Source organism: Streptomyces sp. NPDC048560, assembly GCF_040650955.1.
GTDB lineage: Bacteria > Actinomycetota > Actinomycetes > Streptomycetales > Streptomycetaceae > Streptomyces.
Genome location: NZ_JBEZIJ010000004.1, coordinates 273,379 through 286,245 on the forward strand (window position 1 = coordinate 273,379; position 12,867 = coordinate 286,245).

The 12,867-nt window shown below is 72.0% G+C and carries 10 protein-coding genes; 8 read left to right on the plus strand and 2 right to left on the minus strand.

All coding sequences use genetic code 11. The features are described from left to right. Positions 1-74 precede the first annotated feature (74 nt). Entirely contained in the window at positions 75-1,382 is a 1,308-nt protein-coding gene (locus AB0C82_RS14035) for an FAD-dependent oxidoreductase (protein ID WP_362840471.1), read from the minus strand. A gap of 250 nt (positions 1,383-1,632) precedes the next feature. On the opposite strand from AB0C82_RS14035, the gene AB0C82_RS14040 reads away from it, so the two are divergent. The 5 genes from AB0C82_RS14040 to AB0C82_RS14060 all read left to right on the plus strand — a co-directional run bounded on the left by AB0C82_RS14040 (position 1,633) and on the right by AB0C82_RS14060 (position 7,056). Beyond that, positions 1,633-3,171 (plus strand): sulfite oxidase, encoded by a 1,539-nt coding sequence (locus AB0C82_RS14040; RefSeq protein ID WP_362840992.1) that lies wholly within the window; start codon positions 1,633-1,635, stop codon positions 3,169-3,171. A 68-nt stretch (positions 3,172-3,239) separates the two neighbouring features. Then, positions 3,240-3,884 carry a fasciclin domain-containing protein gene (locus AB0C82_RS14045; RefSeq protein ID WP_362840473.1) on the plus strand — a complete coding sequence of 215 codons (645 nt, stop codon included), beginning with the start codon at positions 3,240-3,242 and terminating at the stop codon, positions 3,882-3,884. 114 nt (positions 3,885-3,998) lie between these two features. Next, the gene (locus tag AB0C82_RS14050) at positions 3,999-5,555 is read left to right on the plus strand and encodes an amino acid permease (protein ID WP_362840476.1); all 1,557 of its coding nucleotides are present in this window, start codon (positions 3,999-4,001) and stop codon (positions 5,553-5,555) included. Then, complete coding sequence (locus tag AB0C82_RS14055) at positions 5,552-6,502, plus strand: ADP-ribosylglycohydrolase family protein (protein ID WP_362840479.1); 951 nt, start codon at positions 5,552-5,554, stop codon at positions 6,500-6,502. The genes AB0C82_RS14050 and AB0C82_RS14055 overlap by 4 nt, the downstream gene beginning before the upstream one ends. Positions 6,503-6,618: 116 nt before the next feature. After that, complete coding sequence (locus AB0C82_RS14060) at positions 6,619-7,056, plus strand: SPW repeat protein (protein WP_362840482.1); 438 nt, start codon at positions 6,619-6,621, stop codon at positions 7,054-7,056. A 63-nt stretch (positions 7,057-7,119) separates the two neighbouring features. Here the strand turns inward: AB0C82_RS14060 and AB0C82_RS14065 are convergent, their stop codons facing one another. Beyond that, positions 7,120-7,779, minus strand: coding sequence for a helix-turn-helix domain-containing protein (locus tag AB0C82_RS14065; protein ID WP_362840484.1), 660 nt, complete (start codon positions 7,777-7,779; stop codon positions 7,120-7,122). A gap of 139 nt (positions 7,780-7,918) precedes the next feature. Between AB0C82_RS14065 and AB0C82_RS14070 the strand changes: the two genes are divergently transcribed. Genes AB0C82_RS14070 through AB0C82_RS14080 form a run of 3 tightly spaced genes read left to right on the plus strand, consistent with a single transcriptional unit; the run spans position 7,919 to position 12,860 of the window. Next, positions 7,919-8,737 carry an urea amidolyase associated protein UAAP1 gene (locus tag AB0C82_RS14070; RefSeq protein ID WP_362840486.1) on the plus strand — a complete coding sequence of 273 codons (819 nt, stop codon included), beginning with the start codon at positions 7,919-7,921 and terminating at the stop codon, positions 8,735-8,737. Further along, positions 8,734-9,348: an urea amidolyase associated protein UAAP2 gene (locus tag AB0C82_RS14075; RefSeq protein WP_362840488.1), complete on the plus strand. Its 615-nt coding sequence runs from the start codon at positions 8,734-8,736 to the stop codon at positions 9,346-9,348. The genes AB0C82_RS14070 and AB0C82_RS14075 overlap by 4 nt, the downstream gene beginning before the upstream one ends. Further along, complete coding sequence (locus AB0C82_RS14080) at positions 9,345-12,860, plus strand: 5-oxoprolinase/urea amidolyase family protein (RefSeq protein ID WP_362840491.1); 3,516 nt, start codon at positions 9,345-9,347, stop codon at positions 12,858-12,860. Before AB0C82_RS14075 ends, AB0C82_RS14080 begins: the two co-directional genes overlap by 4 nt. The last annotated feature ends 7 nt before the right edge of the window (positions 12,861-12,867 follow it).

Sequence of the window (12,867 nt, forward strand, 5' to 3'; positions counted from 1 at the left end):
GCGCCCGCCCGCGTCCAGGCCGGCCGTCGCCCTCCCGCCCGCGTCCACGCCCGCCGTGTCGCTTCCGCGGGCGTTCACCACCTCACGCCCAGCGCCTCGGCGGCCTCGACGCCCGAGCGGCAGCCGTCCTCGTGGAAGCCCCAGCCGTGGTACGCCCCGGCGTAGGCGACGACGGGCCCGGACAGGGCGGGCAGCCGGCTCTGCGCGGCGACCGACTCCGGGGTGAACACCGGGTGCTCGTAGACCATGCGGGCGCGGACCCGGGCGGGGTCGACACGGTCGGCGCCGTTCAGCGTGACCACGAAGGTCTCGGGGGCGTCGAGGCGCTGGAGCCGGCTCATGTCGTAGCTCACGGTGACCCGGTCTGCGTCGGCGGAGCAGGCGGGCATCAGGTAGTTCCAGGAGGCCCGGGCACGTTGCGCGCGCGGCAGCAGGCCGGTGTCGGTGTGCAGCAGCGTCGGGTTGCGCGAGTAGCGGAACGCGCCGAGCGTGCGCCGCTCCTCGTCGGTGGGCTCGGCGAGCAGCCGCAGCGCCTGGCCGGGGTGGGTGGCGACGACCACCGCGTCGTGCTGCTCGGTACCGCCGTCCTCGGTGACGATGTCCACGCCGTCGCCGTGCCGGCGTACCGTCCGCACCGGCGTCGAGGTCCGCACGGCGGACAGCTCCTTGGCGACGCGGTCGACGTACGTACGGGAACCCCCGGTGACGGTGCGCCACACCGGCGAGCCGCCTATCGAGAGCATCCCGTGGTGTTCCAGGAACCTGAAGAGGTGGCGGGCCGGGTAGCGCAGGGCGGTCACGGGGTCGCAGGACCAGACGGCGGAGACGACCGGGGTCAGGAAGTGGGCCCGGAAGTACGGGGAGAAGCGCGCGCGATCGGCGAACTCCCCGAGGGTGGGGCCGGCTTCCGCACCGGTCCCGCCGTGCCCGTCCACGTCCGCGCCACTGTCCGCGCGTGCCAGCAGCGCGCGGGCCGCGCGGTGGAAGCGCGGGACCTCGGCCAGCATCCGCAGGTACGGTCCGCGCAACGCGGCGCGCGGCTGGGCGAAGACACCTGTCGCACCGCGCGCCCCCGCGTATTCGAGGCCGCACCCCTCGCACCGTACGGACATGCTCATCTCCGACTCCTGGGTCGCCACTCCGAGTTCGGAGAAGAGGCGCAGCAGATGCGGGTACGTACGCCGGTTGTGCACGATGAATCCCGAGTCGACGCGGTGCACACGGCCGTCCGAGGCGGCCAGGTCGTGGGTGTGGGCATGGCCGCCGAGCCGCTCGTCCGCCTCGTACAGCGTCACGTCGTGTGCCCGTCCGAGGACGTAGGCGGCGGTCAGACCCGCCACCCCGCTCCCCACCACGGCTATCCGTCGTCGTTCCCCTGACATTCCGGCTCCCTCCGGTCCTGCTCCGTGCCGGGGCGCTGATCACGTGCCCCTTCGCGGTCATTCGTGGCCGGTGGCGCGAAGGATTGGTCAAAAGGAGAAATTCATTCGATCGGGTGAGTGACCAATCCGGGGCCCCGTCCGGGACCGAATGACCTGTGTGAAAGCAGATCAGAACGATTCGCAGCCGCACAGGGCCTCCGGGTCCCGGCGATCCTCCTGGGCGCGCGCGGCCTTCGCCGCGCTCAGTGGTCTGATCGCCGGGTTCAGCGCCCTGTGCGTCGCCGAGTTGGTCGCGGCTGTCGTACGACCCGAGGCGGGACCGGTCACGGCGGTGGGCGGTGCGGTCATCGACCGGACTCCCGCGGCGGTGAAGGACTTCGCCGTGAGGAACTTCGGCACCGCCGACAAGCTGGTGCTTCAGCTCGGCATCCTCGCCCTCCTGGCGGTCTTCGCCCTGGCGGTGGGAGTGCTGGCGCTGCGGCACCGGAGGCTCGGCGCTGCGGCAGTCCTGGTCTTCGGTGTGGTCGGGGCAGTGGCGGCGACCGGACGGCCCGAGGGCCGGCCGGGCGACGCGCTGCCTTCGGTGGTGGGTGCCCTGGTTGCCGCAGGAGTGCTGTATCTCCTGGTCGGACGGCTTGCGCCCAGGACTCTTCCGTCTCCCGCGGCTGGGGAGACGGAAGTCCGGGCGGACCGGGGCACCTTCGACCGGCGCGGATTCGTGATCGCGGCGACCTCGGCGGCGGCGGCCTCGGCCGGTGCCGGCTACCTGGGGCGCCGGGTCACGGCGTCCGGGCAGGCGGGGGCGTCCGCCTCACGCGGTGCGGTGACCCTGCCGGTCCCCGGCTCGGCGGCGCCCGCGGTCCCCCGCGGCGCCGATCTGGACCTCCGGGGGCTCAGCTCCTTCATCACACCGAACAAGAGCTTCTACCGCGTGGACACCGCTCTGGTCGTACCGCGCCTCGACGCCGGCCGCTGGCGTCTCCGCATTCACGGGAAGGGAGTGCGGCGTCCGCTCACGGTCGGCTTCCAGGACCTGCTCGAACGGGAGCTGATCGAGCGGGACATCACGCTGACCTGCGTATCCAACGAGGTGGGCGGCCCGTACGTCGGCAATGCCCGCTGGATCGGCGTACGGCTCGCCGATCTGTTGCGCGAAGCAGGAGTGAAACCGCCGTCCGAGGGCGGAAGCGCCGACCAGCTCGTGTCCCGGTCCGTCGACGGCATGACCATCGGCACCCCGGTCGAGGACGTCATGGACGGGCGCGACGCGATGCTCGCACTCGGGATGAACGGCGAACCGCTCCCCTTCGACCACGGCTTCCCCGTCCGGATGCTCGTTCCCGGGCTGTACGGCTATGTGTCCGCCTGCAAATGGATCAAGGACATCGAGCTGACGACCTTCGACGCGTACGACGCGTACTGGGTCAGGCGCGACTGGTCGCAACGGGCGCCCGTCAAGACCCAGTCGCGCATCGACACCCCCCGCCCCTTCGCCTCCCCGAAGGCGGGCACGGTGCCGGTCGCCGGGGTCGCCTGGGCCCAGCACCGCGGCATCGCCCGGGTCGAGGTCCGGGTGGACGGGGGCCCGTGGCAGACCGCCCGGCTGGCCGCCGAGGACAGCAGGGACACCTGGCGCCAGTGGGTCTGGGACTGGCCCGCCACGAGCGGTGGTCACACCCTCGAAGTCCGCGCGACGGACCGAACGGGCGCCACACAGACCGCCGAGCGCGCCGGCACCGTCCCGAACGGGGCGACGGGCCGGCATTCGGTGGTGGTCGACGTGCCCTGAACCCTCCTCAGCCCCGCGCATGAACACCTACCTGACCTCATCAACACCATCCGAACCTGGAGAACACCATGAACACCCTCCGCTTCCGTCGCGCCGCCATCGCCGTCTCCGCCGCGGCCGTACTGCCGCTCGCCCTGACCGCGTGTTCCAGCGACACCAAGGACTCCGCGTCCGGATCCACCCCCTCGGCGGCTTCCTCCGAGCCCGCGGCTCCGGCCGACGACGCGATGGACACGGACAAGCCGTTCGGTCCGGGCTGCGCGTCCGTACCGGCGGACGGTGCGGGCTCGTTCGACGGCATGGCCAAGGACCCGGTCGCGACGGCCGCCTCGAACAACCCCGACCTCTCGACGCTGGTCACGGCCGTCAAGCAGGCGGGTCTGGTCGACACCCTCAACAACGCGCAGAACATCACGGTGTTCGCGCCTACGAACGATGCCTTCGCCAAGGTTCCGAAGGCCGACCTGGACGCGCTCCTGGCCGACAAGGCCGCGCTCACCAAGGTCCTCACCTACCACGTCGTCGGTCAGAAGCTGACTCCGCAGCAGCTTGAGAGCGGCTCCTTCGACACTCTGGAGAAGAGCAAGCTGACGACGGCCGGTTCGGGTGTGGAGTACACCGTCAACGACTCCTCGAAGGTGGTCTGCGGCAACGTGCCGACGGCCAACGCCACGGTCTACATCGTCGACTCGGTGCTGATGCCCCCGCAGTAGCGGGGCAGCGGCGGTGAGCACTTCGGCGCCGCCCGGACACGGCCGTGTGACGCCCCCGAAACAGCTCGTCCCTAATTTCTGTCGCCTGACAGGAAATCGGCGACAGGGGCTCACATGACTGCCACCGCACCACCCGGAGTACGGCCGGACGAGGCCGGGACCGGCCCGCGCGACTCGGTCGCGCTGGCCGGTTTCGGCTACCGGCAGGAGCTGCACCGGACGATGGGGCGGTACGCCTCCTTCGCAGCCGGGTTCTCCTTCATCTCCGTCCTCACCACGGTCTTCCAGTTCTTCGCCTTCGGCTTCTCCTTCGGTGGCGCCGCCTTCTTCTGGACCTGGCCCGTCGTGCTCGTCGGTCAGCTCCTGGTCGCCGCCTGCTTCGCCGAACTCGCCGCGCGCTACCCCTTGTCGGGGGCGATCTACCAGTGGGCGACCCGGCTGAGCACCCCCGCGTTCGGCTGGTTCGCGGGCTGGATCATGGTGATCGGGCAGATCGTGGTGGTCGCCGCCGCGGCGCTGGCCCTCCAGGTGGTGCTGCCCGCGATCTGGTCGGGCTTCCAGCTGCTGGGCGGCGATCCGGCTCCCACGACGCCGACGGGCGCGGCCAACGCCGCTCTCCTCGCCGTGGTGCTGCTCGCTCTCACGACCACGGTGAACCTGCTGGACAACCGCATCATGTCGCTGGTCAACCGGGTGGGCGTCACGGCCGAGATCATCGGCGCGGTGCTCATCGTGGTCCTTCTGTTCACGCACGCCGAACGGGGCCCCGGCATCACGCTGCACACCGGCGGCGAGGGCGGCGCGATCGGCGCTCTGCTGGTGGGGTCGTTCACGGCGGCGTACGTCCTGATCGGCTTCGACAGCGCGGGAGAGATGAGTGAGGAGACCCGCTCCCCGCGCCGCACGGCGCCCCGCACCATCCTGCTGTCACTGGCCTCGGCGGGCGTGCTCGGTGGGCTGCTGGTCCTGGGCGGGGTGCTGGCCGCACCCGACCTCACCGACGGCCGGCTGGCCACGGAAGGTCTCTCCTACGTCCTGACGAGCAGTCTCGGGGACGGGGTCGGCCGCGCGCTGCTCGCCGATGTCGCCGTGGCCATCGCCGTCGCCACCCTCGCCATCCAGACGTCAGGCTCCCGGATGCTGTTCTCGATGGCGCGGGACGGGGTGCTGCCCTGCTCGGCCCTGTTCTCCAAGGTCTCCCCGCGCACCGGTATGCCCGCTGCGCCCGCGCTGCTGGTCGGCGGGGCGGCTGCCGCGCTCGGGCTGCTGAACCTGGCGTCGCCGGAGGCGTTCCTCGCGATCGGCACCACGTGCATCGCGATGCTCTACCTCGCGTACACGATGGTCACCGGTCCGATGCTGTGGCGACGGCTGCGGCGCATCCCGCCCGCCCCGGCCGACGGCCCGGTCCACGACGAGACTGGCCGGCCGCTCTTCTCGCTGGGCCGGTGGGGCCTGCCGGTCAACGCGCTGGCCTTCGTGTACGGGGTCTCCATGACGGTCAACCTGGCCTGGCCCCGCGCCGCGGTCTACGACCCGGCCGGCGGCCACTGGTACTTCCAGTGGTTCACGGTCCTGTTCCTGGCGGTGACCGTGACGCTCGGATCGGCGTACCGGTTCCGCCTCGCCCGGAAGGGAGCCGCGGCGGCGGCCTCTACCCTGACCGGATGAACCGTACGGAGCGGGCGGTGGGCGCGGTGGTCGGATCGGCGGTGGGGGACGCACTGGGGGCACCTTTCGAGTTCGGGACGGCGGGCGTCCTCACCGAGCGCTTCCCCGACGGGGTCGCGACCATGTGCGGGGGCGGCGGCTGGGATCCCGGCGAGGCCACCGACGACACTCAGATGGCGGTCCTGGTCGGGGAGTCCCTCCTGGAGCGGGACGGACTGGACCTGCCCGACATCTTCGACCGGTTCCGGCGCTGGGCAGCGGGCGGACCGAAGGACATCGGCCTCCAGACCGAGGACGTGCTGACGAGCGGGGAGCCGTGGGATCTGGCGGCCGCACTACATTTCCAGATCAACGCCCGGGCGGCCGGGAACGGTTCGCTGATGCGGGCCACCCCGTCCGCCGTCCACTTCGCGCGGGCGGGCCGGGCGGCGACGATGGACGCGGCCCGGCGGATCGCGGCGCTGACGCACGGCGACCGGGCGGCCTGGGAAGGCACCGCCGTATTCCACGAGCTGGTACGCGTCGCACTGGACGGCGACGACCCGCTCGCCGCCGTCCCCGCAGCACTCGCGGAGGTGCATTCCGACCACCGGGCCCGCTGGGCGACGGTCCTCGCGCCCGGCTGGCATCCGGACGACGCGACGGAGTTCAACGGGGCGGTGTGGCCGTGCCTGGGCACCGCGCTGTGGGCGCTGCGCACGACGCGTACGTACGAGAGCGCTCTGGCGGCGGCCATCGACGTGGGCGGTGACACCGACACCGTGGCGGCCGTGACCGGCGGCCTGGCGGGCGCGGTGTACGGGGCGGGCGCGGTCCCGCGGCGGTGGGTCCTGCCGCTGCACGTCCCGATGCCGGGTTCGGGTGACCGTGTACTGCGGGCGGCGGAACTGGCCTCACTGGCCCGGCAGCTGAACGGTGACGAGCCGCCGGTGAATTCACCTCGATAAGTGGACCGGAAAACTACACATAAGGGAAAGGTAAGCGCAGAATGGGCGTGTGACAGGCGCCCACCGCGGCCATTCGTCCGGCGGTCGGGCACGCAGGACCGAAGGAGACGAATCTGATGAGTAACGTCTCGCACACCCGGAGTGACATGGGCACGCACCCCGACGTGTCCGAAATGCAAGCACGGCACGACCGCATCGCCGGCGGCCGGGACGTGGCCCTGGTCGAGGCACCGGTACTCCTGGTCGGGCTCTACTGCGCCGTTTCGCCGTGGGTGCTCCACTTCACGACGAGCCAGCCCGCTCTGGTGACGCACAACCTGGTCCTCGGCATCGCCATCGCGGTGCTGGCCCTGGGATTCACCATGATGCCGGAGCGGATGTACGGACTGAGCTGGGCCATGTGCGCGATCGGCGCGTGGCTCATCGTGTCGACCTGGATCGTGGGCTCCAGCCCGGACGCCGGAGTCATCATCAACAACATCATCGTCGGCGCACTGACCGTCCTGCTGGGCCTTGCCTGCGCGGGTACGGCGATGAGGAATCAGAGAAGCTGACGAGCCGGCAGCGGCTGTGGCCCCGGACAGCACCGACGTGCCCGGTCCGGGGCCACACCCCTGTCAGACCGCGGCCCGCGCGGTCCGCAGCACGTCCTCCGGCACTCCGGCGATCCGCAGCGCCGCGTCGGCCGTCGCCTCGGCGAACGCGGCCACCGGCCGGTCCGGCTCCGACCGGTGCACCAGGATCACTCCTTCGATCAGCCCGAAGACCAGATCCGTGCGGAGCTCCGCCTCGTGCCCGCCGAAGGCCGCACCCGCCTTCGTCGCTGCCAGCAGCCGCCCGTAGGCCCCCTTCAGCTCCGCCCGCACCCGGTGGAAGGCGGCGAACCGCTCGGCCCGCACCTCGGGCAGGACGTACAGGGCACCCAGGTTGTACGGGCCGCCGCACAGCAGCGCCACGTCCGAGCGGCACAGTTCCCACAGACGCGCCTCCGCGGCCGCCCCGTCGTCGGCGAGAAGCCGCCGGGCCAGCGCCAGCGACGGAGTGACCGTCGACTCCAGCAGCTCGGCGAGCAGATCCTCCTTGCCGGACACGTAGTGGTACATCGTCGCCTGACGCATCCCCGCCCGTTCGGCGACGGCCCTGGTGGTGGTCGCCGCGTATCCGCGGGTGGTGAACAGTTCGGCGGCGGCCGACAGCAGTTCCTCGCGTGCGGACAGACCGCTGTCGGGCCGCTGCTGAGCGCGCGGCCTGCCGACCCTTCTCCCGGTGGTGGACATGGGGCCGATCGTCGCACATCCGCCTCCTGCCCGATCTTGGTGAGCAGTCGGTAACTCCCCCGCAACGGACGGGCAATGGCCCCGACTCCACGGCGCCCTAATTTCTGTCGGGCGACAGAAACGACCGGAGGGGTCAGCCATGGCGACAGCGACGACATACGGAGCACGGGACCACGCCCGCGCCCAGCACGGCACCCGGACAGAGGCCATGCCCGTGGTCCCGGCGGGCGACTGGCCCGCCGCGCTTCCCGGCACGCCGGTCTGGGCCGAGACGGTGGCGGGCGGCAACTACACCCACCGCGTCCTCGCCCGGGGTACGGAACTGCGGCTCACCGACCTCGTGGGCGACGCGTGCGCGCATCTGCTGCTCCTCGTCGACGGGCGCCCCTGGGAGCGGCTCAACACCGCCGACACGGTCAAGGTCCAGTGGAACGCCTACCTGGGCGCGGACCGGCTGCTCCTCTCCGACCAGGGGCGCGTCCTGGCCACGGTCACCGCCGACACCTCGGGGCGCCACGACGCGCTGTGCGGCACCTCGTCGCTCCTGCGCAACACCGCGCGCTACGGGGACGGGACCCCGCAGTCGGACTCCCCCGCCGGGCGGGAGCTCCTGAAGCTCGCCGCGGCCAAGCACGGCCTGCGGCCGCGTGACCTGCCGCCCTCGCTCTCCTTCTTCCAGGGGGTGGAGGTACGGGAGGACGGCGCCCTGGACTTCACCGGTTCGGCCGGGCCGGGCACGGCGGTGACGCTCCGCGCCGAGCAGGCCCTGACCGTACTGATCGCGAACGTGCCCCACCCGCTGGACCCGCGCCCCGCCTACACCAGCACCCCGCTGGAGCTGCTCGCCTGGCGGGCGCGCCCGACGGATCCCGGCGACCCGCTCTGGGACGCCACCCCGGAGGGCCACCGGGCCTTCCTGAACACGCTCGACTTCCTCACCGCCAGGGGGCTCGCATGACCGCCGTCCGCTCCACCACCGTGATACCCGCCCGCGCCGCCTGGTCCGCCGTCGTCCGCGCGGGCGAGTCACTCACCCTCACCGACCTGCACGGCAACCAGGCCGTCGACTTCCTGGTGTACGACGCCCACGACACGTCCGTCCGCTACAGCGCCCCGGACACCCTCCAGGCCCAGGGCAGCATCTTCCTCACCACGGGCAGCGTCCTCATGTCCGGTGAACACACCCCCCTGATGACGGTCACCGAGGACACCTGCGGACGCCACGACACCCTGGGCGGCGCCTGCTCCAAGGAGTCCAACACCCTGCGCTACGGCCACCACACCTGGTCACAGCACGCCTGCGTGGACAACTTCCTGGCGGAGGGCGCCCGGCACGGCCTCGGCAAACGCGACCTCGTGTCCAACATCAACTGGTACATGAACGTCCCGGTGGAGAAGGACGGCACGCTCGGCATCGTGGACGGCCTCTCGGCCCCCGGCCTGAAGGTCACCCTGCGCGCCGAGACGGACGTCCTGGTCCTCGTCTCCAACTGCCCGCAGATCAACAACCCGTGCAACGGATTCGACCCCACCGAGGTCGAGGCCACCATCAGTGAGGCGGGCCGATGACCTTCGACACCCTGCTGGTCGCCAACCGGGGCGAGATCGCCGTCCGCATCATCCGCACCGCACGGCGCCTCGGTCTGCGTACCGTCGCCGTCTTCTCCGACGCGGACCGCGCCGCGCCCCACGTACGCCTCGCCGACGAGGCCGTACGTCTGGGTCCCGCCCCGGCCAAGGAGTCCTACCTCGACGCCGATCTGGTCCTGAAGGCCGCGAAGGACACCGGGGCGGGCGCCATCCACCCCGGATACGGATTCCTGTCGGAGGACGCGGAGTTCGCCCGGCGCTGCGAGGACGCGGGCATCGTGTTCGTCGGCCCGACCGCCGGGCAGCTCGACCTGTTCGGTGCCAAGCACACCGCACGCGCGGCGGCCGAGGAAGCAGGCGTTCCGCTCGCTCCCGGGACGGGTCTGCTGTCCGGCCTGGAGCCGGCGCTCGCGGCGGCGCGGGACATCGGCTATCCGGTGATGCTGAAGGCGACGGGCGGTGGCGGCGGAATCGGCATGTCGGCATGTCGGTCCGCGGCCGAACTGACCGACGCCTGGGAGCGGGTGCAGCGCGTCGCGGCGGCCTCGTTCTCCTCGGCCGGTGTCTTCCTGGAACGGCTCGTCGAGGACGCCCGCCATGTCGAGGTGCAGGTCTTCGGGGACGGGCGGGGCGGGGTCGTCACCTTCGGCGACCGTGACTGCTCCCTCCAGCGCCGCAACCAGAAGGTCCTGGAGGAGGCCCCGGCGCCCGGCCTCCCGGGCCACGTCCGCGCCTCGCTCGCCTCGGCGGCCCGCACGCTGTGCGCCTCGGTCGGCTACCGCTCGGCCGGCACGGTGGAGTTCGTGTACGACGCCGCGCGCGAGGAGGCGTACTTCCTGGAGGTCAACACCCGCCTCCAGGTGGAGCACCCGGTCACCGAGGAGATCTTCGGCGTCGACCTCGTCGAGTGGATGCTGCGCCTGGCGCAGGGCGAGACGGAGGTCGTACGGGAGCCGGGCGCGCCGAGCGGCCACGCCGTCGAGGCACGCGTCTACGCGGAGGACCCGTCCCGGGACCACCGCCCCGGCGCGGGCCTGCTGACCCGCGTGGCGTTCCCCGAGGACAGCGGCGTACGCGTGGACACGTGGGTCGAGACGGGCACGGAGGTGACGACCTCGTACGACCCGATGCTGGCGAAGATCATCGTGCTGGGCGACGACCGCGCCGACGCCCTCGCCCGTCTGGACGCCGCGCTGGCTGCCACCCGGATCGACGGCATCGAGACGAATATCGGCCTCGTCAGGGCGGCCCTCGCCGATGACCGGGTCCTTGCCGCCACGCACTCCACGGCGACGCTCGCCACCGTCACCGACCCGACTCCGCGGATCGAGGTGGTCTCCGGCGGGACCCTCACCACGGTGCAGGACTGGCCGGGCCGCACTGGCTACTGGCAGGTCGGCGTGCCCCCGTCGGGCCCGATGGACGACCTCTCCTTCCGGCTCGGCAACACCGCCCTGGGCAACGACCCGGGCGCCCCCGGACTCGAATGCACCCTCCAGGGCCCCACCCTCCGCTTCAGCCACCCGACGACGGTCTGCGTCACCGGCGCCCCCGCCCCGGTGACGGTCGACGGCGAACCGGTGGCGCAGTGGGAGCCGCTGAACGTACCGGCGGGCGCCACGCTCAGCGTCGGCACCCCGCCCGGCCACGGGCTGCGCACGTACGTCCTGTTCGCGGGCGGCGGTCTGGACGTCCCCGCCTTCCTGGGCAGTTCGGCCACCTTCACGCTCGGCGGATTCGGCGGTCACGGCGGCCGTGCACTGCGTACGGGCGACGTCCTGCACGGCGGCTCCGCCTCGCACACGGGGGCCGGCGTCCCGGAGGCCGAGCGGCCCGCGTTCGGTTCCGCCTGGATTATCGGAGCGACCGAAGGCCCGCACGCCGCGCCGGAGTTCTTCACCGAGCAGGACATCCTCGACTTCTACGCGGCCGACTGGAAGGTCCACTTCAACTCGGCCAGGACCGGGGTCCGGCTGATCGGCCCCAAGCCGCGCTGGGCAAGGACCGACGGCGGCGAGGCGGGCCTGCACCCCTCCAACATCCACGACACCCCCTACTCCGTGGGAGCCGTCGACTACACGGGCGACATGCCGGTCCTGCTCGGCCCGGACGGGCCCTCCCTGGGCGGCTTCGTCTGCCCGGCGACGGTGGTGACCCGTGAACGCTGGAAGCTCGGCCAGCTGCGCCCCGGCGACACCGTGCGCTTCGCGCCGGTGACCGTCACCGGCGCTCCCCGCCCGGAGATCGTCGACGGCGGCATCCTCTTCAAGGACGCCACCCGTACGTACCGCCGGAGCGGCGACGACAACGTACTGGTCGAATACGGTCCGATGCAGCTGGACCTCGCCCTGCGCATGCGGGTCCACGCCCTGATGGAGGCGCTGGCCGCGGAGTCCGTCCCCGGGATCACCGGCCTCACCCCCGGCATCCGCTCCCTCCAGATCCAGACGGACCCGACGGTCCTCTCCCAGCCCCGGCTGCTGGAACTCCTGCACCGGACGGAGGCGGCGCTGCCTCCCACCGACGCCCTCGTGGTCCCTTCCCGCACCGTGCACCTGCCACTGTCCTGGGACGATCCCGCGACCCGCGAGGCCATCGCCCGCTACATGGCGGGCGTCCGGGACGACGCCCCCTGGTGCCCCTGGAACATCGAGTTCATACGCCGCGTCAACGGCCTGGACTCTGTCGACGACGTGTACCGCACGGTCTTCGACGCGGAGTACCTGGTGCTCGGCCTCGGGGACGTCTACCTGGGCGCGCCGGTGGCGACCCCGCTGGACCCCCGCCACCGCCTCGTCACCACCAAGTACAACCCGGCCCGTACCTGGACCGCGGAGAACTCGGTCGGCATCGGCGGCGCCTACCTCTGCGTCTACGGGATGGAGGGTCCGGGCGGCTACCAGTTCGTGGGCCGTACGACGCAGGTGTGGTCGGGCTGGCAGCAGCGCGGGGCCTTCGAGCCGGGCTCCCCGTGGCTGCTGAGGTTCTTCGACCGCATCAAGTGGTATCCCGTGGGAGCCGACGAACTGCTGGAGCTGCGCGCCGACATCACCTCGGGGCGCTTCGTACCGAAGATCGAGGCGGGCGAGTTCTCCCTCGCGGAGTACGAGGCGTTCCTCGGCACGAACGCGGCGTCGATCGCGGAGTTCCGCGCCACCCAGAGCACGGCGTTCTCGGCCGAGCGGTCCGCGTGGGAGGAGGCGGGCGAGTTCACCCGCGCCGAGGCGGCGTCGGATCCGGCACCCGTATCCGAGGAAGTGACCGTCCCAGCCGGAAGCCACCTGCTGGAGGCCGAGTTCGCCGCCTCCGTTTGGCAGCTGAACGTCGCTCAGGGGGACACCGTGACGGCGGGGCAGCCGCTGCTCGCCCTGGAGGCGATGAAGATGGAGTCCCGGGTGCACGCCCCGGCCGCCGGCACGGTCACCCGCATCCTCACGCGGCCGGGCGCCCAGGTGGAACCGGGCACGCCCCTGCTGATCCTGACCCCGTGAACGCCAC